Source organism: Bradyrhizobium sp. McL0615, assembly GCF_049993905.1.
Lineage (GTDB): Bacteria > Pseudomonadota > Alphaproteobacteria > Rhizobiales > Xanthobacteraceae > Bradyrhizobium.
In genome coordinates this window covers 3565438-3589397 of record NZ_CP188254.1, presented here as the reverse complement: position 1 = coordinate 3589397, position 23960 = coordinate 3565438, and the positions used below count along the sequence as shown (strand labels likewise).

Here is a 23960-nt window from a genome sequence, read left to right as displayed (position 1 = left end):
ACGTCGCGCTTGCATCGGCGGATGTGACAAAAATGGCCGAGGGGCAGCGCCGGGCTTTCAGCGGCCAGCCGAGGCGCTCGCACAGGCGATGGCGCGCTCGAACAGCGCGCCATTGGCGCTGTCCCTGTCGAGACAGTCGGCGAGCGACGCCGGCGACATGGTCTGGTCGGCGCAGAAGATCCGCATGAAATCGGCCGCGAGCGCGATCTTGCGCGTGGTTGGTTGCCTCTGCCAGTCATCCGGACTGAGATAGAGCAAGGACGTTTCGTCGATCGCGTCCTCGGACGTCGCGGCGCCGCCGACCGCCTCCTGTATCAGCAACGGTAGCAGAATGCATGCGAAGGCGCCCATTCGATGCAGGCGGCGGGTCATTTCGCGTCCTTGGCATCGACGAGCGGCGGCACGTCGAGCGCCGGATTGCGATCGAAGAAATTGAACGGGCGCAGGCGGAAGCCGTGCCACAGGCCCGGCATCACGGGCCAGTCCTCGGCGCGGGGCACATGCCGGAAACCGACCGTGTACCACATCACGAGGTCCCGATCTTCGATCGGGCGCTTGGCGGCAACCCATTTCGGCAAACCATCGACGTCGGCGTTCTGGTTGGGATAGAGGCCCGCGGCATATTTCTCGTCCCTCGCGTACGCTGAAGCCCACAGCGTGTAGCCGCTGAAGCCGGCGCGAAGCTGGATCGGGTCGTCCTTGGCGAGCAAGGACACGTCGGAATGGCCGGGCATGAGCTGATAGCTGGTGCGATAGCCCTGCTTGTTGGTCTTGCCGGCGCTCTCGATCCTGAACTGGGCGGCATTCAACGGCGTGGTGACAGGCCCTTCGGTAGCGACCGGACGCGTCTCGACCTGCCACAGGCTTTTTCGCGGGCCCTCGCTGCTCAACCGGCGAACGCCGAAGCGATCCTCGACCAGACGATTGCCGGTGCCGTCGACATCCATGTCGATCCGGAACGTCATGTAGTGGTCGTGATTGACCGCGAGCAGCCGTTCGTCGACCAGCGTTCCATAGGCCGTATCCTGCGCCGCGCTCGGATCGCTCAGGTTTCGGCTCGCCACGCCCTTGGTGGCATCGATGCCGTATGCACCGAGCTTCACGTCGATGTCGCCGGCGCGGTCGAACACATAGTCGACGAGATAATCGTAGTTGCCGACGACGGGAGCCATGCGGACGACGAGCTCCGTGTTCGGCCGCACCTCGGCGGTGTTGTTGGTCAGCTCGCTATGGCGCCAGATCGGATCTCCGGTCGGCCGCTCGAAAACACACACCGCGCCCCTGGAGACCACAGGCGCTCCCTTGGTGTCCGAGATCGTCAGATCGAGGAAATGCGCGTTGCCGGGACAATCCTCGCCGGGGCGCAACTCGCTCAAAAGCACGCCAAAGCCGTATTCGCCGATGTCCATATAGGCGCGGAACTGCCATGTCTGCGCCGGATCCATGTAGGGAACGAACATCTCGCTCGCCGAAAGCTGGTAGGCGATGTCGCGCTGCGTGCCGCGATCATCGTAGCGGATCAGCGACAGCACCGCGCCGACGCGCGGCTCCAGCCGAACGTGGAACGACCAGTTGTCCCAACGGACCTGCCCGCCCTCCACCGTCACGTTCGTGCCCTGCGGCGACGAAATCTCGATCGGCTTCGGCACGGCGCGATATTTTCCGGAATCGGCATAGGCATGCGACGGCGAATTCGCGGGCGGCGGCACCACGCCGAGATCGGTCACCGACACCACCTGCCGGGCGCTGAGGTCCACCAGCGCGATCAGGTTCTCGATCGGCTTTCCCCACAGATTATTGCCGGCGCCCGTCGTATCGACGCAGGGCACGTTCAGGAGCCGATGGCCCTTGAGGGCGGGATCGAACACCGGGCCCACGGTGAGCGGAAGACACAGCACATTCCTGAAGTCCGTGATGCCGCGCTTGGCCATCGCGGCGATCCATCGCGGGTCGAGTTTTGGCAACTCGCCCGCGGACATCAGCTCATCGATTGTCAATGCCGATTGCCGATCCCCGATCTCATCCCACTTGACCAGGCTGCGCGACGTGAGATCGAGCCGCGCCTCGTAGAGACGACCGTCTTTCAACAGCGTCGCCATTGCCCGCCGCGCGAAAGCCTGTCCCGGCCGCCACGCCCGAACCTCGTCCTTGGCGTTTTCATCCAGTACGATGACCACGACGCGGGCGGCATGGTCGAATTTTCCGGCGTCCCGAAGGACGTCGATGCCCGCGCGTATCTCGTCCGCGGTCAAGCCATCCATGGGATGGGCCGGCGATGCCAACGGCGAGACTCTGGTCTCGGCGCGCGATACTGCGGTGGAAGAGAGAACGCCTGCGATCAGACCGGCAAGAGCCAGACCACGACGCGCCGAAGTTCGCAATTTCCGAGCCATGCTCCCCGCTCCACCATCGATCTGTATTCACGTTGCTTATAAAGATGGCGGCGGGATGAAGCCACCAGGATCGCCGTTCAAGGAACTGGGTGAATTTCAGCGTCGTACGGTTCTCCAAATAGGGATCGACAATCTCGATGCCTGCCGACGCGCCGTCCACCAGCCGCGGACCTTGATCCGGCTTTCGATTTGCTGATCCAGCCAATCAAGACTTCGAAGAGCCGGTGACATCAGAGCTTCTGACGAGAAGCATGAGCACCACCAACACCAACCTCCCAGGCGTGGAAGGACTTTGCAGCCAAGCGGCCGCTGATCGTGATCAGGTCTCGCATTCGTAGTGGCCCATGCCCGTCGAATTTTGTCTCGCAGGTGCGAACACAATGGTACCGGCGCGTTCAATTTGAAGACATCATGCCTGATATCCCATCGCTCTTTGCCTCTTGTTTTTGCGCAGGCACACTTGACACAATTAATTTCGAAGAGTGGAATTAAATTCTGAAATGCGCATTGAGGTTCCATGGCCAGACTGACTGCGGTCGAGCGGAAGACCAGCACCAACACGTTGGAGGCTTCCTCGGACGACGTGCGGCTCGTGCAAGCTGTGGCGCGCGGCCTGTCGGTGCTGCGGGCGTTCAAGCCCGGCGAAAATTCACTGAGCAACAGTGAATTGGCCGAGCGCACGGGCCTGTCGAAGCCGACGATCTCGCGTTTGAGCCAGACACTTGCCGCGCTCGGCTACCTGTCGATCGTTCCCCGCACCGGGCACTACCAGCTCGGAGCCGGTGTCGTCGCCTTGTGCCACTCGCTGCTCGCCGGAATGCCGCACCGGATCGCCGCCCGCCCGGTCCTGCAGGAAATCGCGGACTTCTCGCGCTTGCCCGCATCGGTCGGCATGCGCGACCAACTGGTCATGCTCACCATCGAAACGGCCCGTCATCCGCAGATGCGGCCGGCACGGTTCGATCTGGGCTCGCGGCTGCCGATCGAGACTTCGGCCATGGGCCGCGCCTATCTCTTCGCTTTGGGGGAGGATGAGCGCGAGGCGTTGCTGCGCCGCATCCGCCTGCAGTGGCCGCGCAGCGAGTGGCGCGGCGTGCGTGCGCGGATCGACGCTGCCTTCGAGTCGATCGCAAAGCGTGGCTTCTGTGTGTCTCTGGGCGATCGCCAGCCAGATGTCTATGCGGTCGGCGCCCCCGTGGTGACGGCGGACGGCGTGGTTCTGGCGTTCAATTGCGGTGGAATGCCATCTGAGGTCACCGCCGCGCAACTCGAGAACGAGATCGGGCCGCGCCTTGCGCGCGCCGCCCGGCAAATTTCCATGGAGGCTCCAGGCGGTGCGTGACTTCACGAAACAAGGCCGATCGATGGCGGTCGGCGAGAACGGCATGATCTGCACGTCGCATCCGGCTGCATCCATGGCCGGCCTCGATATGCTGCGATCCGGCGGCAATGCTGTCGACGCGGCGCTCGCTGCTATTGCCGTACTGGCCGTTGTCGAGCCGCACATGACCGGGATAGGCGGCGACTGTTTCGCACTGTTCTCGATGGGCGGCGCGGCGCCGATCGCGCTCGACGGTTCGGGGCGTGCGCCTGGCGCAGCAAAAGCCGAATGGTACGTCGATCGTGACATCCGTGAAATTCCACCAACCTCCGCCCATGCGGTGACGATACCCGGTGCGATCTCGGCGTGGTGCACGCTGAACCGCGACCATGGATCGAAGCCACTTTCAGAGATCCTTGCGCCAGCGATCCGCCTTGCCGAGGAAGGCATGCGGGTGACGCCTCGCGTCGCCTGGGATTGGGGCCGGCAAATCGAAAAACTCTCGGTAGAACCGGCGACCCGCGCCGCGTTTCTCCCCGGCGGTCGCGCGCCGGAGGTTGGCGACCTCTTCCGCAACCGTGCGCTTGCCGAGACCCTGCGTGGCATCAGTCGCGAGGGTGCGGCCGGGTTCTACACCGGCAAGGTCGCCAAGGCCCTGACCGCCAAACTGCGCGAGGCTGGCGGGCTGCATCAGGAGGAAGATTTCGCCCGGCATCGCAGCGATTACGTGCAACCGGTCGAGGCCAGCTATCGCGGACATAAGGTTTACGAGTGCCCGCCGCCCGGACAGGGGCTGGCCGCCCTCATGATCCTGCGCGTTATCGAAACTCTGGCGCTGGGGGACAGCCGGCACAGCGAAGCGGATCGTATCCATCTTCTGGCCGAGGCCACCAAGGCCGCCTATCGCGCCCGCGACTCCTACTTCTGCGACCCGACGCAGGGCGATACGCCAGTTGCGCGGTTTCTTTCGGATGCGTTTACCGCCCGGATCAGAGATCGCATCGATCCCAGCAAAGCCTCGCTGCCTGAAGACTGGGACCTGACCGAGCACAAGGATACCGTGTATGTTTGCGCGGTCGATCGCGACCTCAACGCGGTGTCGCTGATCAATTCGCTGTTCGCGCCGTTCGGCAGCGGCATTTTCGAGCCGGCGACGGGCGTTCTTCTGCACAACCGGGGAAGCGGATTCCGGACGGATCCCACGCACCCCTGCGTCATCGCGCCCCACAAGCGGCCGCTACATACGATTATTCCGGGGCTGCTCTTCCGCGACGGCAAGCCGATCATGCCGTTTGGGGTGATGGGAGGCCACTACCAGGCCACGGGCCATGCGCACTTTCTCTCCCAGATTCTCGACGGCGGGCTCGACATCCAGGCAGCAAGCGACGCGCCACGTTCATTCGCTTTCGACGGAAAGCTATCGCTCGAGAAGACCATCTCGCAGGCAGCGTTCGACGAACTCGCCCGCCGTGGACACGCGGTCAACTGGTCCGACTTCCCGATCGGAGGCGCGCAAGCGATCTGGATCGATCACCAGCGGGGAATCATGTTCGGCGCGTCTGACCATCGCAAGGATGGCATGGCCCTGGTGCTCTAGTCGGAGGGAACTGAGCAATGACGCTGTTAAAAGGCTCATCCGCCGCTGAGGCAAGTCCGAAGCCACGCCCGCTCGACGCGTCGAGCTCACGCGATTTCATCCGCATCGAGGAAGTCGGAAAACTGTTTGGCGGTCGCGGGCCGGCCGTGACCGCGCTTCAGGACATCAATCTGGATATCGGTCTCGGCGAATTCGTCGCGGTCGTGGGCCCGTCCGGCTGCGGGAAATCGACGTTGCTTCGTATTCTCGCAGGACTGATGCCGACCAGTTCGGGAACCGTCTGGTTCGGTGATCGCAAGCTGGAGGGGCCGCGGCACGACATCGGCGTCGTGTTCCAGTCGCCCGTACTGTTTCCCTGGCGCACCGTGCTCGACAACGTGCTGATCCCGATCGACGTCCAGAAGCTCGATCGCAGCAAGTATCAGTCGCGGGCGCGTGACCTCATCAATCTCGTTGGATTGAGCGAGTTCGAACAACGCTATCCCGCCGAGCTCTCCGGCGGCATGCAGCAGCGGGTCGGCATTGTCCGCGCCCTGGTGCATGATCCGGCAATGCTGCTCATGGACGAGCCGTTCGGTGCGCTCGACGCCATGACGCGCGAGCACATGAACGTCGAATTGCAGCGGCTCTGGATGGCCCAGAGCAAGACCATCCTGTTCATCACCCACTCGATCTCCGAGGCCGTGTTTCTGGCCGACAGGGTCGTCGTGATGACGCCCCGGCCGGGCCGCATCGCGGAGGTGCTCGACATCGACCTTCCTCGCGAGCGGACCCTCGACATGATGACCACCCCGCCGTTTGGCGAATACGTCCGCCGCATCCGCGCCCATTTCGGCACAGCTGGAGTCATGGACTGATGCCCGACCTCTCCTCGCTCGACACCACCAGGAATCGAATTTTAAGCATCCTGCTGCTGTGCCTCGTACTCGTCATCTGGCAGGCAAGTCCGGTTCTCTTCAAGATCCCCGCGTTCATCCTGCCGTCCGCATCCGCCGTCGCCGTAGGGCTGTGGCGCGGCTTGAGCAGCGGACTCTATCTCTATCACGGCGCGGTAACGTTGTTCGAGGTGCTCGCCGGCTTTGCGCTCGGCGGATTCCTCGGCCTCGCTCTTGGCGTGGCCGTCGCGCTCAACCAGCGTTTCGCCTACTTCATCTACCCCTACATCATCATGTTCCAGTCGATGCCGAAGGTCGCGCTCGCGCCGCTGTTCGTTCTCTGGTTCGGCCTCGGCGTGACCTCCAAGATCGTGACGGCGGCGCTGGTGGCATTCTTTCCGATGATGATCAACACGATCTCCGGATTGAACTCTGCCGACAAGGACCGCATCGACCTGATCCGTTCGCTCGGTGGCAGCGAGCTACAGGTATTCACCATGCTGCGGCTTCCGAGCGCCCTGCCCTTCATCATGGCGGGTCTCGAGATCGCCTTGGCGCTGTCACTGATCGGCACCGTCGTCACCGAGTTCCTCGGCGCGGAGTCCGGGCTCGGCATGCTGATGCAGAGCATGAATTTCATGATGGACGTCGCCGGATCGTTTTCCATCCTGATCATCCTGGCGATCGTCGGGCTGGGCCTCAATCAAATCCTGATCATCATCCGCCACCGGGTGCTGTTCTGGGAACGTCTCGGGCGTGTTGACCCCGCCGCCGACGCCGACACGGCCGCAGCCAGGCCGAAGGCGCAGCAAACGGGCAGCGCGCTTCCGGCATCGCAGAAGTAGACATGCCAATGGACGTCTATTATTCAAAACGTCAGCTTGAACATCGTCCGCAGCAAATCATGCTGCTCGGCAAGCTCGTTCCGCCCGTCGAGAATCCGGATCGGCTGGAGGCGCTGGCCCGCCGGCTGACGGCCGCGGGGCTGAAGGAAGCGCCACCTGCCGACCATGGCCGCGAAGCCATCGAAGCCGTGCACAGCGCCGACTATGTCAACTTTCTCGCCTCCAGCTACGCGCGCTGGGCATCCAATCCCAAGGCGGGACCGGAGGTCCTGCCGAACACGCACCCGTACCGCGGGAAAGGATCGGCCCTCAGCCCTTCGTCCAGACCGCCTTGCAGCGTGGTCAACGCCCAGGCCGGCTGGTACATCGGCGACCTCAATTGCGCGATCGGCGCCGGCACCTGGAGCGCGGTTTACGAATCGGCGCAGGCCGCGCTGTCTGCGGCGTACGCGGTTATCGATGGCGCCCCCTCCGCTTTCGCGCTGTGCCGCCCGCCGGGACATCATGCATTCGCCGACCGCGCCTCCGGCTTCTGCTTCCTCAACAACGCCGCCATTGCCGCCGATCTCATCGGCAAACGGGGAGGCAAAGTGGCGATCCTCGATTTCGACACGCATCACGGAGACGGCACGCAGGCAATCTTTTATGATCGCAAGGACGTCCTGTTCGCATCCGTGCACACCGACCCGACGACCTACTATCCCTACTTCTCGGGTTACGCCGACGAGCGTGGCGAGGGAGAAGGGCTCGGTGCCAACGTCAATTTGCCGCTTGCTCCCGAGAGCGGCGACGATGCCTTTCTCGAAGCCTGCCGAAACCTCGTCAAAGCCGTGCGTGCGCACGAAACCGAGGTGCTCGTGGTATCGGCCGGTTGGGATGCCCACCGCGACGATCCGCTTTCCCTGCTCGATGTGTCGACGGATGCCTTTGCACGAGTGGGCGAATTGCTGGCCGATTTGCAGCTTCCGACGCTCATCGTGCAGGAGGGCGGCTATTCGCTCGACGCCTCCGAGAACGCCGCCGCGGCCTTCGTCGGCGCGTTCTGCTCGCGACACAAACGGACCTGACCCGATGTCACGCCAACCCACGTGCAACAGAACTGGAGAGTAACATGCGTCATACCTATCTGGGTGCCGGCCTCGCCCTTTGCGCGGTGATTGCCGCTGCAGGAACGGTTTCGCCCGCGCTCGCACTGGATAAAGTGCGCCTGGGCTGGTGCACGAGCGTCATCACGCACGGGGTCGCTCCGATCGCCATTGCGACCAAGCTTGGCTGGTTCAAGCAGGAGGGCATCGAAGTCGAACTGGTGAACTTTCCGGGCTCTTCGGACTGCGTCCGAAACGTTGCGACCGGCGAGGTGCTGGCCGCGGTCGCCACCCCGGAACCGGTCGCGATCCTGCAGCAGACCGGCGTGAAGACGCAGGTTTTCTATACCGCCTACCGCCGCAACATTTTTGGTGTCGCCGTGCCGGTGGACAGCCCCATCAAGAAATATGCGGATCTAAAGGACAAGAAGATCGGCGTGACCTCGATGGCCTCGGCGGGCGTCGTACTGGCCCGGTCCGGCGCCACCGATGCCGGTCTCGACGCCGATCGCGACATCCGCATCGTCGTGTCGGGACAACCTGGACAAACCGTCGTCCTGCTTCAGCGCAAGGAGATCGATGCCGCCAGCCAATGGGACACGCAATACACACTGATGGGCCTTGCCGGCGTGCCGATGCGCATGCTCGAAGATCCCCTGATCGATTCCTTCCCGGCCAACAGCCTGGTGGCGAGCTCCGACTCGATCAAAAACAAGCGGGATCTGCTGGTGCGCCTGGCGCGCGCATACACGCTGGGCGTGGCCTATACTCTAAAACATACCCGACAGGCGGCCGCCATCTTCCAGGAGGTCTATCCGCAGGTCGTGCCGACGGGACTTTCGCAGGAGGATGCGCTCGACCGGAATACGACGTTGCTCAAGACCGTCTCCGAGAAGTGGTCGCTCGACAAGCCCGGCGACCAGTGGGGCGAGAGCGACGTCAAGATCTACCAGAGCTACATCGACTGGCTGGTGAGGGCCAAGATCCTCAAGCAGCCGATGGATGCAAAGGAAATCGCGACCAACGACCTGATCGGCGACATCAACAAGAACCTCGACGTCAAGTCGGCCGAGGAAGCTTCGGCGCGCTGACGCACCGAAGCGTCCATCGAGATCAAACAAGACTGGATTAACGAAAATGTCCCAAGCGAACCTCGACATTCCTCCGAACGACCTCGAAGCCTACTGGATGCCGATGACGCCGAACCGGCGTTTCAAGTCGGCACCGGAGTTCTTTGTCGAGGCCAAGGGCATGCACTACAAGACGCCTGAAGGCCGGTCTGTGCTCGATGCCATTGCCGGCCTTTGGTGCGTCAATGCCGGGCATTGCCATCCCAAGATCATCGAGGCCATTCGCCACCAGGCGGGCAAGCTCGATTACGCATCAAGCTTCTCGCTTGGCCATCCGCTCGCGTTTCACTACACCAACCGGGTGATGGAGATCGCGCCGAAAGGATTTGATCACATCTTCCTCGCCGGATCCGGCTCCGAGGCGGTCGATACCGCCCTGAAGATGGCGCTTGCCTATCACAGGGCGCGCGGCGAAGGTCATCGCCAGCGCCTGATCGGACGCCAGCGCAGTTACCATGGCATGGGGTTCGGAGGGCTCTCGGTCTCTGGCATCGGATGGCAGCGGGCGCAGTTCGGCGTCATGCTTCCGGGAATATCACACCTTCCTCACACACATGATCTCACCCGCAATGCGTTCAGCAAGGGAGAGCCGGAACATGGTGTTGACTTTGCGGATGCGCTGGAAGGCCTCCTCACCTCGGTCGACCCCTCGACCGTCGCGGCCGTCATCGTCGAGCCCGTCGCTGGCGCCGGCGGTGTGCTGCCGCCGCCCAAGGGCTATCTCAAGCGGCTGCGCGAGATCACCAGCAAGCACGGCATCCTGCTGATCTTCGATGAGGTCGTCACCGGCTTCGGACGGCTGGGTGCGCCCTTTGCTGCGCAGGCTCTAGGCGTCACGCCGGACCTCATCACCTGCGCGAAGGGGATGAGCAACGGCGCCGTCCCCATGGGAGGCGTGCTGGTTCATCATCACGTGCACGAGGCCATGTCGCAGGGACCGGAGGCTACCGTCGAGCTCGCCCACGGCTACACCTACTCCGGCCACCCGCTTGCCTGCGCCGCCGCGCTTGCCACCCTCGATGTCTATCAGGAGGAAGGCATCTTCGAGAAGGTCGCGCGCATTGCCGGAAAATGGGAAGCCGCCATTCACGACATCAAGAGCGCCGGCGGCGTAGTCCGCGATATTCGCAACCTCGGTCTGCTCGGGGCCGTAGAGATCGAAGCTGCGCCGAATGCTCCCGGTCAACGGGCGCGGGCCGTGGCAAACCATTGTTTCGAAAACGGGATCTTTGTTCGCGCCGTTGGCGATACACTGATCCTGTCGCCCTCTCTTATCATCAACGAGGAACAGATCGGCCAGATCGCCGACGGCATCAAGAACGGCATTCGGACGTTGTGAGACAGTCGACGTGAGGCCGCCGACCGGGGTTCATGGCGGCCTCAACGCGCCCTGTTGAGCGATGCAGGGCTTATCATTTAGCCTGGACTACCGGGGTAACTCGTTGACGAGTACGCGCGTGTTCTCGCTGTAATCGACAGGTACTACGACGAGATGCACGCCGCCTTCGCTGAGAGCAGCTTCCAGCATCGTCGAGAGCTCCGAGACCTTGCCGACGCGGGCGCCCTTGGCGCCATATGACTTGGCGTAGGCGACGAAATCAGGATTGCCGAACTCGAGGCCGAAGTCCGGAAACGCATCGACTTCCTGTTTCCAGCGGATCATGCCGTAGGCGCGGTCCTCGAGCACCAGCACGACAAGGTTCAGCTTGAGCCGCACGGCCGTTTCCAGCTCCTGCGAATTCATCATGAAGCCGCCGTCGCCGCAAACCGCGAGGACGCGCCGGTCCGAATGAATCAGCGCCGCCGCGATCGCCGACGGAAGACCCGCCCCCATGGTCGCGAGCGCGTTGTCGAGCAGCAGCGTGTTGGCGACGCTGGTGCGATAGTTGCGGGCGAACCAGATCTTGTACATGCCGTTGTCGAGGGCAACGATGCCGTCCGGTGGAATGACCTGGCGGACGTCATGCACGATGCGCTGCGGCGTCAGCGGAAACCGGTCCTCGGTCGACCGCTCGGCGAGGCGGGCAAGGATCCCTTCCCGCAAACCCAACAATGCCTGACCACGCGGGAGCTTGCCTTCGAGGCGATCGGCCAGGTTTGCGAGGCCCGCACCAACATCTCCGACGATCTCCGCCTGCGGGAAGTAGACCTGTTCCACCGTCGCCGGCGTGGCGCCGACATGGATCACCTGCGGTCCATCATGGCCCATCAGGAAAGGCGGCTTCTCGACAGTGTCGTGGCCGATCGAAATAATCAGATCGGCCTGGTCGACCGCCTCGTGAACCCAATCCCGCTCCGACAGCGCGGCCGTGCCCATATAGAGATTGGAGCCGGCATTGACCGCGCCCTTCCCCATCTGGGTGTTGAAGAATGGAATCCCGCATCGTTGCACGAACGCCGACAGCGGCTCGGCAAGACGCGGGCGGCTCGCCGCGGCGCCAAGCATGACGAGCGGCCGGTGGGCGGCCATGATCATGGCCGCGGCGCGCTCGATGGCCGCTGCAGGCGCAACCGGAAGCTCGACGACATGCGAAGGAATGATGTCGGCCTCGGCTTCGTCGGCCGCGATATCCTCGGGCAGTTCGAGATGCACGGGCCCCGGCCGCTCCTGCTGCGCGACCCGGAAGGCGTCGCGAACCAGGGTCGGCACACTCTGCGCGGCGACGATCTGCGTTGCCATCTTGGTGAGCGGCCGCATGGTCGCGACGATGTCCACGATCTGGAAGCGCGCCTGGCGGCTGCTCCGGATCGCCTTCTGTCCCGTGATCATGACCATCGGCATCGCGCCCAGATGCGCGTAGGCCGCGGCCGTCGTCAGATTGAGCGCACCGGGACCCAGCGTCGTCAGGCAGACGCCCGCACGCCCGGTGAGACGTCCGTAGGTGGCCGCCATGAAGCCGGCCGCCTGTTCGTGGCGCGTCAACACCAGCTTGATCTTCGAGTGCCGCAGCGACTCCAGCACGTCGAGATTCTCCTCGCCGGGAATGGCGAAGATGTATTCGACGCCCTCGTTCTCAAGGGCGGCCACCAGCAGATCGGAGGCTTTCGTCACGCGACCGAGGCTCCGCTCGCGCCTGTTGCAGCTTTCTCCGCCCGATGCGGCAGCGTCCATTCCGGCCGAATGAAGTGGCAGGTGTAGCCGTCAGGATATTTTTCCAGATAATCCTGATGCTCGGGCTCGGCCTCCCAGAACGGTCCGGCAGGGGCCACCTCGGTGACGACCTTGCCCGGCCAAAGGCCGGAAGCATCGACATCGGCAATGGTGTCTTCCGCGATCCGCTTCTGCGCATCGCTGGTATAGAAGATGGCCGACCGATAGCTCGCGCCCCGATCGTTGCCCTGGCGGTTTAGCGTCGAGGGATCATGGATCTGGAAAAAGAACTCGAGCAGCTTGCGATAGCTGATGGTCTGCGGATCGAAGGTGATCTCGATGGCTTCGGCGTGATTACCGTGGTTGCGGTAGGTCGCGTTTGGCACCTCGCCGCCGGTATAGCCCACCCTGGTCGAGATCACGCCCGGATACCGGCGCAGCAGATCCTGCACACCCCAGAAGCAGCCGCCGGCAAGGACTGCCCGTTCCGCTGAAACTGTCATGTCTGTTCTCCCTGGTTCGCTGCGTCGTCGGTCCCGAGTTCCATCAAGGACGCATAATGAGGCCGAACGATGCAAAAACGCAAATATCGCAAGCGTGACCTGCCCGATTGGATCCCGCCCCGTTCGTTCGATCCCCAGCTAGCCGCCGCACTTTGGCAGAAGCTTGGACACGTCTCCAACCAGCTCAGGCATCACCTGCTCCGCCGTACGCTTGCCCGTCACCAGGCTCTCCATATGGTGCTTGATCACCTCGATAATTTTCAGCGAATTGTCACCTGGAAAGGACGCCCATTCCGTCAGCAGCGGTAGTTGCTGGATGCTGGTCAGATGGTTGGGGCTCCTTGCATAGAAAGCGCCGAGCAGGTCCGGCGTCTTCACGGCGATCTCGTTGCCGGGCATATAGCCGGTGGAATTGACCATCGCGGTCTGGCCAACCGGGCCGGTGGTGAACTTTACATATTTCCAGGCAGCCTTCTGGCGCTCGGCGTCCTTTGCGAAAACCATGGCGACGTTTCCGCCAGCAGGAAGGCGTCCGTCGGCGACGGCGAGCGGAAAAGCTATGGTTTTGAACTGAAAGCGGCCACCGATCTGCCGCTCGGCTGCGGCTACATAGGATGTCGAATCCGCAACCATCGCGACGTTGCCGGCGACGAAGGATTGCCGTGCCTGACCGAGCCCGAGGTTCGGCATGCCCGATCTGCCGAAAGCTTCGAGCGTCTTCAGCGCCCACATCCCATTTGCGTCATCGAAGGCGATGCTGCATCCGTCGGCCTTGAGAATACGGCCGCCCTTGCTCGTCACCAACGACTGGAACAGCCAGTTGCCGGTTTGCTCCCACTGATAGTAGAAGCCTGTAGTTCCGGAGCCCGCTTTCGCTTCGATATCCTTGCCCAGAGCCACAAGCTCCGGCCAGGTCTTTGGAAGCGCCGATACATCGGTGCCAGCCTTGGCGAGTAAATCGGCATTGACGTAGAGTACCGGTGTCGAGATGGCGAACGGCAAACCGTAGAGCTTGCCCTTATATTTTCCGAGCGCCGCAAGCGTCGGGTAGTAACCGAGTTCGGCAACCCCACCATCTGCCGTCGCGAAACCATCCAGAGGCGCGCCTAGTCCACGATCCACGAACAGGCCGATCTGGTTGATCCCGTTGAAGGCAACATCCGGCAGGCGGCCGGTGATCTGGTCGCGCAGGATCTGCTGCGCGGCTTCCTCGTAGTTCGCCACAGGATTGCGAAATTTTACCTTGATGTCGGGGTTCGCCTCCGTGAAACGTTTGGCCAATTCCTGATGCAGCGTATTGAATGTACCTGGCGTGGTGTAGAGCACGTCAAGCGTGACCTCCGCCCGCGCAGAGGTCGCGCTGATGGCCATCAGGAAAACGCCGGCGAGCGCTGAACCCAGCCGGGACGCGATTTGGTCAGGCACGGACGATCTCCATTTTGGATTACTTCATGGTTGTTACAGCGAGGCCATCGATGAACCGGCGCTGCGCGATCAGGAATGCAAGCAAAAGCGGAGCGACGATAATCACGGCCCCGGCCATCAGCGGACCAAGGAACTGCCCCGCTTCATCGTCACGGAAGAGCAGAATACCGAGCGCCGGCGTGGAAATTTCCTCGCGGCGCACCGCGATGAGCGGCCAGAACAAGTCGTTCCAATGGGCCACGACCGCCGGGACCCCGGATTGATATCCAGATTGTTGTAATCCCATGTCGTGAAGGGCGAGTGGATAACCATCTGGCTCGCACCGACAAACTCGCACGCCTCCAGGCCCTGCAAAAGCCGCCTGGTGACGACGGAGCGGATGAGCGGATCCTGGCTGTCGATCTTGAATCCCCAGAACGGGCCGTGAATCCCAAGCCGTCCCGTGTAACCGTCGAGCAACCGGCGGATCTCCGCGCCGACCGAACGCCAATCCCCATCGAGCGTCTCACTGCTGAAAAAATCCTGAATTTCCAGATCGCGCTGCTTCTCAAGAATCCAGCCGCGTTGAATGGCGAGTGTCTCTTTCGTCAACGCAGCGCCAAGGATCGGCGCTTCCAAACTAGCGGCCATGGATGCTCCAATAGCTCGATCATGCTTCATGCAGACGGAGCTAATCGAGCGACGTGACGGACTGATGAAATCGCACCGGCCAGCCTCACGATCACGGGCTTTTTCCCCCGATCTAGTAGTGAAGCATTGGCAGGCCAGGGCCTGCCAGCTCGCCAGTCGCCTGAAAAATAATCTGTCACCGTCCGCCGAAATCGGCTTTGTTTCGCTTTGGGTGCTTCATGCAAGCGATCAAACGGCAAAGGAAACCGGGACATGAACGGACTTGGCGGCCTCAACAAATCGCCTGATGGCGTCGTCATCGGGCTCGTTCAATTGCAATTGCCTGTCGTGGTCACCACGGCAGACCTGGCGCGTCAGACCGAGCGCATCGTGTACATGGTTGGCAAGGCGCGGCGCAATCTGGGCACCATGGATCTGGTCGTATTCCCGGAGTATTCCCTGCACGGCTTGTCGATGGACACCAATCCGGAAATCATGTGCCGTCTCGACGGCCCCGAGGTGGCGGCGTTCCGGAAGGCTTGCGTCGACAACAAGATCTGGGGCTGCTTCTCCATCATGGAGTTCAATCCCGACGGCAACCCCTACAATTCGGGGCTGATCATCGACGATCACGGCGAAATCAAGCTGTACTATCGAAAGCTCCATCCGTGGATTCCGGTCGAACCGTGGGAGCCCGGCGATATCGGTATCCCCGTGATCGAGGGACCAAAGGGCGCGAAGATCGCGCTGATCATCTGTCACGACGGCATGTTCCCGGAGATGGCGCGCGAGTGCGCTTACAAGGGCGCAGAGATCATGATCCGCACCGCCGGCTACACCGCGCCGATACGCGAAAGCTGGCGCTTCACCAATCAGGCCAACGCTTTCCAGAATTTGATGGTCACAGCCAATGTCTGTATGTGCGGATCGGATGGCTCATTCGATTCCATGGGCGAAGGCATGATCGTGAATTTCGACGGCAGCATCATTGCCCATGGCACGACAGGACGTGCCGACGAGATCATCACCGCCGAGGTCCGTCCCGATCTCGTGCGCGAAGCACGGATTCACTGGGGCGTCGAAAACAACATCTATCAGCTCTGGCACCGCGGTTACGTTGCGGTGAAGGGCGGCGCGATGGATTGTCCCTATACTTTCATGCAGGACATGGTGGCCGGCACATTCCGCTTGCCGTGGGAAGATCAGGTCAAGGTGACCGACGGCACATCGTGCGGTTTTCCTATGCCCACCCGGCTGTTCGGACCAAAGAGCGCCAAGGCAGCCGAGTGACCCAGGCCTCTAGTCCGCCTGAGCCCACGCCCGCGAATGACGTGGCAACGGCGCTCAAATGATCAGCCCGGCATCGCCTTCGATGCCAGGCTGCGGGCGATCCAGCCGCCGATTTTCCTCCAAGCCGGGAATAAAGATTGCTTAACTCCATTGCATACAACAGAAGAATGTCGATTATTATTTAGGCAATCCCCCGCTGCACAAGTTTTCAACCAACTCCGGGAATTTAAAATACGTGATGTAATTCAAGATATTGCATGCGCATGACCATGAGAAAGGCTCTGGCACGAAGATTGCGACATCTCTCTGAGCTCCGCCGTCCCGGCGCGGCTGCGAAAAGGACAGGCGACCCGATCGCCAGAGGGAGCAGGCAATGGATTTTGGCAGGATTTCACGACGGCATTTGTTGCAAGGCGGCGCGGCCCTGACGCTTGGTTCGGCGTTTGGTGCACGTTCCGCGCAGGCAGCCGACACCACGATCGGCTTCATCTATGTCGGTTCGCGCGACGACTACGGTTACAACCAGGCGCACGCGCAAGGCGCGGCGGCGCTGAAGAAGCTGCCCGGCCTCAAGGTGGTCGAGGAAGAAAAAGTCCCCGAAACCGACGCCGTCGAAAAGACGATCGAGTCGATGATCAATCTCGATGGCGCGACGCTGCTGTTCCCGACCTCGTTCGGATACTACAACCCGCATATGATCAAGATAGCGAAGAAGTTTCCGAAGCTTCGCTTCGAACATTGCGGCGGCCTGTGGAGCGACAAGGATCCGACGAACGCCGGCAGCTATTTCGGCTATATCGACGAAGCCCAGTATATTTCCGGCATTGTTGCCGGCTACACCAGCAAGACCGGCAAACTCGGCTTCGTTGCGGCCAAGCCTATCCCGCAGGTGCTGCGCAATATCAACGCTTTCACACTCGGCGCCAGGCTCGCCAACCCGAAGGCGACCACGCAGGTGATCTTCACCGGCGACTGGTCGATGCCCGTCAAGGAAGCCGAAGCCACCAACAGCCTGATCGACCAGGGCGTTGATGTCCTCACCTGTCACGTCGACGGCCCGAAGACCATGGTCGAGAACGCCGCTCGCCGCGGCGCGATGGTCTGCGGCTATCACGTCAACCAGTCGCCTTTGGCGCCGAAGGCCTATCTGACCGGCGCGGAGTGGAACTGGGAGGCGCTCTATCCGAAATTCGTCAAGATGATCGCGGCCGGCGAAGCGATACCGAACTTCTATCGCGGCGGCCTGAAGGAAGAGATCGTCAAGTGCTCGCCCTATGGCGAGGCGGTCTCGGCCGAAGCGCGCAAGCACGCCGACGAGATCAAGGCAAAGTTCCTGTCCGCGGAGGGCTACACCATCTTCAAGGGCCCGATCATGGATAATAAAGGCAAGGCAGTGATCACTGCCGGCACCGATCGCGGCCAGAAGGATCCTGAACTCGAGAAGATGGATTATCTGGTCGAGGGCGTGATTGGAGCGACTTCGTGACCACTGACGCGGTGGATCCCCTCGACGCGGCCGGAGTTGCTCCGGCCGCCGATGCCGGCTTCCTCCAGCGCTACGGCTCCACCATCGAATACATCCTGATCCCCGGCGCGGCGCTGGTCGGCGCGCTCGCCGTATTCGGCGTATTCGTGGCCCTGTTCGGCAAGAACCCGCTCGACCTGTATTTTTACATGTACCAGGGCGCGTTCGGTACCTGGTTCTCCTGGCAGAACACGCTGACACGCGCAGCGCCTTTGATCCTCACGGCGCTGTGCACGGCGTTGCCCGCGCAGCTTGGCATGGTCATCATCGGCGGCGAAGGCGCGCTTCTGATCGGCGCATTGTCGGCGACCTCGGTGGCGCTGGCGATGCCGTGGGCGCCGCCGCTGGTGGTTCAAACCGCGATGGTGTGTGCCGGTGTCATCGGCGGCGGTCTCTGGATCGCACTATCGGGTGCGCTCCGGCAATATCGCGGCGTCAACGAGACGATCTCGAGCCTGCTGCTGGTCTATATCGGCCTTGCCGTCCTCAACCATCTGGTCGAGGGCATGATGCGCGATCCCGCCAGCCTCAACAAACCGTCAACCCGCGAAATCGGCGCGGCCAACATGATCGGCAGCATTCCCGGCACTGACGTGCATTGGGGGTTGGTATTCGGCCTGATCGCAGCGTTTGCGTCCTACATCCTGATCTATCACACCGTGTTCGGCTTCGCCGCGCGCGTAGCCGGTGGCAACATCCGCGCCGCGAAAATCGTAGGCCTCGGCGTCAGCAAATTGATCCTGACGATCTGCTTTCTCGCAGGCGGCGCGGCTGGTCTGGCAGGCATGATCGAGGTCGCGGCCGTGCAGGGCCGCACCAACGCCAATCTCGCCGCCGGCTATGGTTTTACCGGCATCCTCGTCGCCTTCCTGGCGCGGCACAATCCGCTGGCCATCATTCCCGTCGCGATTTTGCTCGGCGGCATCAGCGCCAGCGGCGGGCTGCTGCAGCGCCGGCTCGGCCTGCCCGATGCCTCGGTGCTGGTGCTGCAGGGGATCATCTTCGTGTTCGTGCTGGCCAGCGACGCGCTGTACGGCCGGATCGGCTTCCTGAAAGGAAAATCCTGACATGGCGGATGGATCGATCGGACTTTGGACCGTTCCACTCGCCGTATTCGGCGGCGCCATCCGCGTCTCCACGCCGTTCCTGTTCGTGAGTCTCGGCGAATGCATTACCGAACGCTCCGGCCGCATCAATCTCGGTCTTGAAGGCACGCTGGTGATGGGTGCGATGAGCGCCTATGGCATCTCCTATCTCTCCGGTTCGCCCTGGCTCGGCGTATTTGCTGCGGGGATCACCGGCGCGCTGCTAGGCGCATTGCATGCCGGCATCTGTTCGCTGCCGCGGGTCAACGATATCGCCGTCGGCATCGCGCTGATGCTGTTCGGAACGGGTTTGGCGTTCTATCTCGGCAAGCCGCTGATCGAGCCAACCGCTGCGCGCTTGCCGGCGATCGATTTCGGCTGGTGGAGCGACATTCCCCAGGTCCGCGCGGCGTTGCGGATCAACGTGTTGTTCCTGATTGGCGTCGCCATCGCGCCAATATTGTTCTGGGCGTTCAAGACCACGCGCTGGGGTCTCCTGATCCGCACCGCCGGCGAAAGTTCGGATGCGGCACGGGCGATGGGTTATTCCGTGCTCTGGATTCGCCTGCGCGCGACCATGGTCGGCGGATTTCTCGCCGGCATCGGCGGCTCATTCCTGTCGCTGTTCTATCCCGGCAGCTGGAACGAGGGCCTCTCCAGCGGTCAGGGCATCACGGCGGTAGCGCTGGTCATCTTCGCGCGCTGGGACCCGATGCTGTGCCTGTGGGCATCGCTGGCCTTTGGCGGTGCCGCAGCACTTGGACCCGCGCTGCAGTCGGTCGGCGTCACCTCCGGCTATCATCTGTTCAACGCCGCGCCCTACATCCTGACACTGGCAATCATGATCATCACCTGCTCGCCGAAGCGCACGCTGACCGGCGCTCCGGCCGAACTGTCCATCACCCGATAAGCGAGATCGAGCCATGGCTGAGCGCTACATCAAATCCGAACCCTATGCGTGGCCCTATAATGGCGACCTGCGTCCGGAAAACACCGCGCTGATCATCATCGACATGCAGACCGATTTCTGCGGCGTCGGCGGATATGTCGATAAAATGGGCTATGACCTTTCGCTGACCCGGGCACCGATCGAGCCGATCAAGAAGCTGCTCGCGACGATGCGCGCGCAAGGCTTTCACATCATCCATACGCGCGAAGGACATCGGCCTGATCTCACCGACCTGCCCGCCAACAAGCAATGGCGTTCGCGCCAGATCGGCGCAGGTATCGGCGATCCCGGCCCCTGCGGCCGCGTGCTGGTGCGAGGCGAGCCCGGCTGGGAGATCATTCCGGATCTGGCACCCCTCCCCGGCGAACCCATCATCGACAAGCCCGGCAAGGGCTCGTTCTGCGCCACCGACCTCGAGCTGATGCTGCGGCTGCGCGGCATCGAGAACATCGTGCTGACCGGTATCACCACCGACGTCTGCGTCCATACCACGATGCGGGAAGCCAACGATCGAGGCTTCGAATGCGTCCTTATCGAGGATTGCTGTGCCGCAACCGACAAGAGCAACCACGATCACGCGCTGAAAATGATCAAGATGCAGGGCGGCGTATTCGGCGCGGTCGCGAGCTCGACGGCGTTGATCGGAGCGCTCTCGTGATCATCGGCGAAACACCGCTGCCCAGTGGCGCGCTCGGCGTCGACGCGATTGCGATGACCATGCGCTTCGGCGACTTTACCGCGCTCGACAATGTCGAACTCAAGGTTCGTCCCGGCTCTTTCCACGCGTTGCTCGGCGAGAACGGCGCCGGCAAGAGCACGCTGGTGAAGTGCATCATGGGGTACTACCGCGCGACCGAAGGCGACGTACTGGTCGGCGGCCGCGAGCAGGCGATCGCCAATCCCAAGGAGGCGCATGCGCTCGGGCTCGGCATGGTCTACCAGCACTTTACGCTGGTGCCGGCAATGACGGTCGCCGAAAACCTGGTGCTGGCGCGCGACGACGTGCCGGCCGTGGTGGATTGGGCCAAGGAGAAGAAGCAGCTCGCGGCGTTCCTGTCGCGGATGCCGTTCAAGGTGCCGCTGGATGCCAAAGTTTCCGACATTTCCGCCGGCGAGCGGCAAAAATGCGAGATCCTTAAGCAGCTCTATTTGAAGCGGCGCTTTCTCATCCTCGACGAGCCGACCTCCGTGCTGACGCCGGGCGAGGCCGACGAGGTGCTGGGCATGCTGCGCGCCATGGTCGTGGCGGGCGATCTCACCATCCTGATGATCACACACAAATTCCGTGAGGTGATGGCGTTTGCCGATGAGGTGACCATCCTGCGTCGCGGCAAGCTGGCCGGGCGCGGCAAGGTCGCAGAACTCACACCTGACGATATGGCCCGCACCATGATCGGCGCCGAGCAGTTGACGGTCCAGCCGCCGCGAGTCGGTAAAGTCGGCGACGCGAGACTGGAACTGAGCAAGCTCACCGCCCTCGACGATGCCGGCGCCCTCGCCGTCCACGGCGTATCGCTCACCGTGCGCAGCGGCGAAATCGTCGGGATCGCCGGCGTCTCCGGCAACGGCCAGCGGCAACTTGTCGAGGTGCTGGCCGGCCAGCGCGAGGCCGAAAGCGGCGAGATCCGCGTCCGCGGCGATCTCTATCATGCAAGCCGCGAGGAGATGCGCCGGCACAAGATGTCTTTGCTGCCCGAAGAGCCGTTGAAAAACGCCTGCGTCGGCGGCATGAGCGTGGCCGATAACATCGCATTCCGCGAATTCGACCGCGCACCATTTGCCAAAAGCGGCTGGTGGCTGAACCGGTCAGCTTTCCGCAAGGATGCCGAGCGCAAGATCGGGCTGTACAAGATCAAGACCCGCACGCCGGATACCCCGATTTCAGCGCTGTCGGGCGGCAACGTGCAGCGTGCGGTACTGGCGCGGGAACTCGGCGGCGAGGTCGAGGTGCTGATCGCCGCCAATCCCTGCTTCGGGCTCGATTTCGCCGCGGTGGCCCAGATCCACGCCGAGATCATGGCCGCACGCAACCGCGGCGCGGCGGTGCTGCTGGTCAGCGAGGATCTCGACGAACTGCTCGAATTGTCGGATCGTCTGGTCGTGATGTTCCATGGCCAGTTCGTCCATGAAGCGCGCGCCAGCGAGGCCGATCTCACCGTGATCGGGCGGCATATGGCAGGACACTAGTGGCGGAAATTTCGGCGCTGACCCCATCGGAGCTCGACGCGCATTTCCTGCGGCGATCCTTTGACGTGGCCCGCCGTGCGACGACGCATGGCAATCATCCCTTTGGCGCTGTCCTGGTCACCCAGAACCGCAAGGTGCTGCTCGAAGCCGAGAACGGCTACATGCCCTTCCACGACGGCACCGCCCATGCCGAACGGCTGCTGGCGACGCAGGCCTGCACGACGATCGACGCGAACCTCCTGCGCAGCGCCACGCTCTATTCGTCCGCCGAACCCTGCGCGATGTGTGCTGGCGCGATCTACTGGGCCGGCATCGGCCGGCTGGTCTACGGCCTCAGCGAACACCGCTTGCGGAAGTTGACCGGCAACCACCCGGAAAATCCAACGCTCGATTTGCCGTGCCGCGCGGTCTTTGCCAGCGGCCAGCGGTCGACCGAAGTCGTCGGCCCCCTGCTGGAGGACGAGGCCGCGGCCGTGCATGCCGGGGTGTGGACGAAATAGTTATTCGGTTGCTCCTTCGTCATGGCCGGGCATAGCCGAAGGACCGCGGCGCTTGCGCTCGCCAGTGCCCGGCCATCCACGTCTTTCGTGCCGCCAGACTGCAAGGACGTGGATGCCCGGCACAAGGCCGGGCATGACGAAAGGAAGAACGAGAAGATGGCGCCGCGGGGAACATCGCGGCGCCATCGTTTTCACCTGGGGATCTGGTCAGATGATCAGAACTTCACCGTGATACCGGAGTAGAGCGAGGACTCGGTGCAGGCGCCGCTTGGACGGGTTACCCCGCCGACTGTGGCAGAGCACGCGGCTGAAGGAGCGTTGTGATCGAGGCCGAACTTGTTCTGCCAGTAGCGATAGGCAACCCAGACGTCCACGTAGTGAGACCATTTCGGACCCCAGATCGCCTTCGAAGCATCGAAGGTCAGCCGGATCGGTTCAGAGTTGAGTTCGATCGCCGTCGGGAAGGCACCGTTCACGGCACCCAGCGCCGGAAGCGGTTCCGTGTCCGAACCCTTCTTGCCGTACCAGCCGGCGCGGCCGCTGATCGAGAAATACTGCATGTTCTCCGGCAGGAAGCCGAGATCCATGTAGTAGTTCACTTCCACCGCCCACGTCGGCTTGTATGAAGTGTTGCCGTTGGCAAGGCAGGTCACGCCCGGCAAGGGACCGGAGAAGCCGCTGTTGCACTGAGCGAAGGAATTATGGTTGGCGAACTCATAGTACATCAAGGGCGAGACGTTGACATAGCCCTTGTAAGGTAGCGCGAATTCGAACTGCAGACCGGCGACGACGTCACGCTTGGCCGCGCCGAAGAAGCGGTTCTCGGTGTTGGCATCCATGCCGACTTCGAACGAGACATTCTGCAGCGGCCCCATGGTGAAGGCCTTGGTATTGAAGATTTGGTTGAAGCCGAAAGTCGAACGGAACAGGCCGTAGATTTCGGTGGCGCCAGCACAGGTAGCCGGCAGGAAGGCCGAACTGATGCCGGCATTGATGCAGGGCGCGGCCGGATCGTTATGATCCGATTTATAGAGCGAGATCGTGAAGAAGTTCTGGCCGTACTGCCAGATGTCGAAATGGGTAAAGGAGTAGACCTGCTTCGCCGTCTTGGCGTTGACCGTGCCGTTCGGGTTGACCGAGAACATACCCGGTTGCGAGGCAGTGAAAATGTAGGAGAACGTCACCCGGTTATCGATCAGGATGAACCACGGAAGATCCGGAGCTGCCTTGGCCTTGACCGGCAGGTCGGCGGCACTGGCAAAGCCGGCCGGCAGAAACGTTGCGAGTGACAGCGCCGCTGCTGCCAATGTTCGACGAAGACGCGACATCCCAATTACCCCCAAATTGACGATCGACTGATCGAGGCCCTTGGAAGCAAGCCTTGCGCGCATCGAATAAAGTGAGAAGCCTCAAGATTCCCCAGGGCTTGATGCAAGTTTCATCAGGACCAATCGGCGTATCAGCGCTTTGTGGAGGAGGCCGTCGGGTTGGCGAAGCACGCAAGGCAACCTTTAGTAGAACCGGTTTTTTCGCCTTAGGCCTGAGTCCAC

At 62.4% G+C, this 23960-nt stretch carries 21 protein-coding genes and 1 pseudogene; 14 read left to right on the top strand and 8 right to left on the bottom strand.

What is annotated here, in order from left to right:
* Positions 1-57: 57 nt before the first annotated feature.
* Together ACPPVP_RS16945 and ACPPVP_RS16940 are read right to left on the bottom strand one after the other, a co-directional pair.
* Positions 58-372: a hypothetical protein gene (locus ACPPVP_RS16945; protein WP_426536220.1), complete on the bottom strand. Its 315-nt coding sequence runs from the start codon at positions 370-372 to the stop codon at positions 58-60.
* Positions 369-2393, bottom strand: a complete 2025-nt coding sequence (locus tag ACPPVP_RS16940) for a tyramine oxidase (RefSeq protein WP_426536218.1) — start codon at positions 2391-2393, stop codon at positions 369-371. Before ACPPVP_RS16940 ends, ACPPVP_RS16945 begins: the two co-directional genes overlap by 4 nt.
* A gap of 517 nt (positions 2394-2910) precedes the next feature.
* Between ACPPVP_RS16940 and ACPPVP_RS16935 the strand changes: the two genes are divergently transcribed.
* Genes ACPPVP_RS16935 through ACPPVP_RS16905 form a run of 7 tightly spaced genes read left to right on the top strand, consistent with a single transcriptional unit; the run spans position 2911 to position 10585 of the window.
* Positions 2911-3735 (top strand): IclR family transcriptional regulator, encoded by an 825-nt coding sequence (locus ACPPVP_RS16935; protein WP_426536216.1) that lies wholly within the window; start codon positions 2911-2913, stop codon positions 3733-3735.
* A complete protein-coding gene (gene ggt / locus ACPPVP_RS16930; RefSeq protein WP_426536214.1) occupies positions 3728-5311 on the top strand; it encodes a gamma-glutamyltransferase in 1584 nt (527 codons plus the stop codon). Before ACPPVP_RS16935 ends, ggt begins: the two co-directional genes overlap by 8 nt.
* A 17-nt stretch (positions 5312-5328) precedes the next feature.
* Entirely contained in the window at positions 5329-6168 is an 840-nt protein-coding gene (locus ACPPVP_RS16925) for an ABC transporter ATP-binding protein (protein WP_426536212.1), read from the top strand.
* Positions 6168-7031 carry an ABC transporter permease gene (locus tag ACPPVP_RS16920; RefSeq protein ID WP_426536210.1) on the top strand — a complete coding sequence of 288 codons (864 nt, stop codon included), beginning with the start codon at positions 6168-6170 and terminating at the stop codon, positions 7029-7031. Before ACPPVP_RS16925 ends, ACPPVP_RS16920 begins: the two co-directional genes overlap by 1 nt.
* Positions 7032-7090: 59 nt before the next feature.
* Positions 7091-8098 (top strand): histone deacetylase family protein, encoded by a 1008-nt coding sequence (locus ACPPVP_RS16915; protein WP_426536208.1) that lies wholly within the window; start codon positions 7091-7093, stop codon positions 8096-8098.
* Between the two features lie 44 nt (positions 8099-8142).
* Entirely contained in the window at positions 8143-9207 is a 1065-nt protein-coding gene (locus tag ACPPVP_RS16910) for an ABC transporter substrate-binding protein (protein WP_426536206.1), read from the top strand.
* 46 nt (positions 9208-9253) lie between these two features.
* Positions 9254-10585 carry an aminotransferase class III-fold pyridoxal phosphate-dependent enzyme gene (locus ACPPVP_RS16905; protein ID WP_426536204.1) on the top strand — a complete coding sequence of 444 codons (1332 nt, stop codon included), beginning with the start codon at positions 9254-9256 and terminating at the stop codon, positions 10583-10585.
* Positions 10586-10672: 87 nt separating this feature from the next.
* On the opposite strand, the gene ACPPVP_RS16900 is transcribed toward ACPPVP_RS16905, so the two are convergent.
* The 5 genes and pseudogenes from ACPPVP_RS16900 to ACPPVP_RS16880 form a co-directional block, all read right to left on the bottom strand.
* Positions 10673-12358: an acetolactate synthase large subunit gene (locus ACPPVP_RS16900; protein ID WP_426536202.1), complete on the bottom strand. Its 1686-nt coding sequence runs from the start codon at positions 12356-12358 to the stop codon at positions 10673-10675.
* On the bottom strand, positions 12295-12840 hold the full coding sequence (msrA, locus tag ACPPVP_RS16895) for a peptide-methionine (S)-S-oxide reductase MsrA (protein WP_426536200.1): 546 nt from the start codon (positions 12838-12840) through the stop codon (positions 12295-12297). Before msrA ends, ACPPVP_RS16900 begins: the two co-directional genes overlap by 64 nt.
* A gap of 138 nt (positions 12841-12978) precedes the next feature.
* Positions 12979-14265, bottom strand: coding sequence for an ABC transporter substrate-binding protein (locus tag ACPPVP_RS16890; protein WP_426536198.1), 1287 nt, complete (start codon positions 14263-14265; stop codon positions 12979-12981).
* A 19-nt stretch (positions 14266-14284) separates the two neighbouring features.
* Positions 14285-14506: a hypothetical protein gene (locus ACPPVP_RS16885; RefSeq protein WP_426538455.1), complete on the bottom strand. Its 222-nt coding sequence runs from the start codon at positions 14504-14506 to the stop codon at positions 14285-14287.
* A 5-nt stretch (positions 14507-14511) separates the two neighbouring features.
* Positions 14512-14883 (bottom strand): annotated as a pseudogene (locus ACPPVP_RS16880) (sugar phosphate isomerase/epimerase family protein); the annotation flags it as partial.
* 264 nt (positions 14884-15147) lie between these two features.
* On the opposite strand from ACPPVP_RS16880, the gene ACPPVP_RS16875 reads away from it, so the two are divergent.
* The 7 genes from ACPPVP_RS16875 to ACPPVP_RS16845 all read left to right on the top strand — a co-directional run bounded on the left by ACPPVP_RS16875 (position 15148) and on the right by ACPPVP_RS16845 (position 22410).
* Positions 15148-16164 (top strand): formamidase, encoded by a 1017-nt coding sequence (locus ACPPVP_RS16875; RefSeq protein ID WP_426536196.1) that lies wholly within the window; start codon positions 15148-15150, stop codon positions 16162-16164.
* 373 nt (positions 16165-16537) lie between these two features.
* Positions 16538-17650, top strand: a complete 1113-nt coding sequence (locus ACPPVP_RS16870; RefSeq protein WP_426536194.1) for a BMP family ABC transporter substrate-binding protein — start codon at positions 16538-16540, stop codon at positions 17648-17650.
* On the top strand, positions 17647-18756 hold the full coding sequence (locus ACPPVP_RS16865) for an ABC transporter permease (RefSeq protein ID WP_426536192.1): 1110 nt from the start codon (positions 17647-17649) through the stop codon (positions 18754-18756). Before ACPPVP_RS16870 ends, ACPPVP_RS16865 begins: the two co-directional genes overlap by 4 nt.
* A gap of 1 nt (position 18757) precedes the next feature.
* Entirely contained in the window at positions 18758-19684 is a 927-nt protein-coding gene (locus ACPPVP_RS16860; RefSeq protein ID WP_426536190.1) for an ABC transporter permease, read from the top strand.
* Between the two features lie 13 nt (positions 19685-19697).
* On the top strand, positions 19698-20381 hold the full coding sequence (locus tag ACPPVP_RS16855; RefSeq protein ID WP_426536189.1) for a cysteine hydrolase family protein: 684 nt from the start codon (positions 19698-19700) through the stop codon (positions 20379-20381).
* Positions 20378-21910, top strand: coding sequence for an ABC transporter ATP-binding protein (locus ACPPVP_RS16850; RefSeq protein WP_426536187.1), 1533 nt, complete (start codon positions 20378-20380; stop codon positions 21908-21910). Before ACPPVP_RS16855 ends, ACPPVP_RS16850 begins: the two co-directional genes overlap by 4 nt.
* Complete coding sequence (locus ACPPVP_RS16845; RefSeq protein WP_426536185.1) at positions 21910-22410, top strand: nucleoside deaminase; 501 nt, start codon at positions 21910-21912, stop codon at positions 22408-22410. Before ACPPVP_RS16850 ends, ACPPVP_RS16845 begins: the two co-directional genes overlap by 1 nt.
* A 215-nt stretch (positions 22411-22625) precedes the next feature.
* Here the strand turns inward: ACPPVP_RS16845 and ACPPVP_RS16840 are convergent, their stop codons facing one another.
* Entirely contained in the window at positions 22626-23738 is a 1113-nt protein-coding gene (locus tag ACPPVP_RS16840; protein WP_426536183.1) for a hypothetical protein, read from the bottom strand.
* Positions 23739-23960 lie beyond the last annotated feature (222 nt).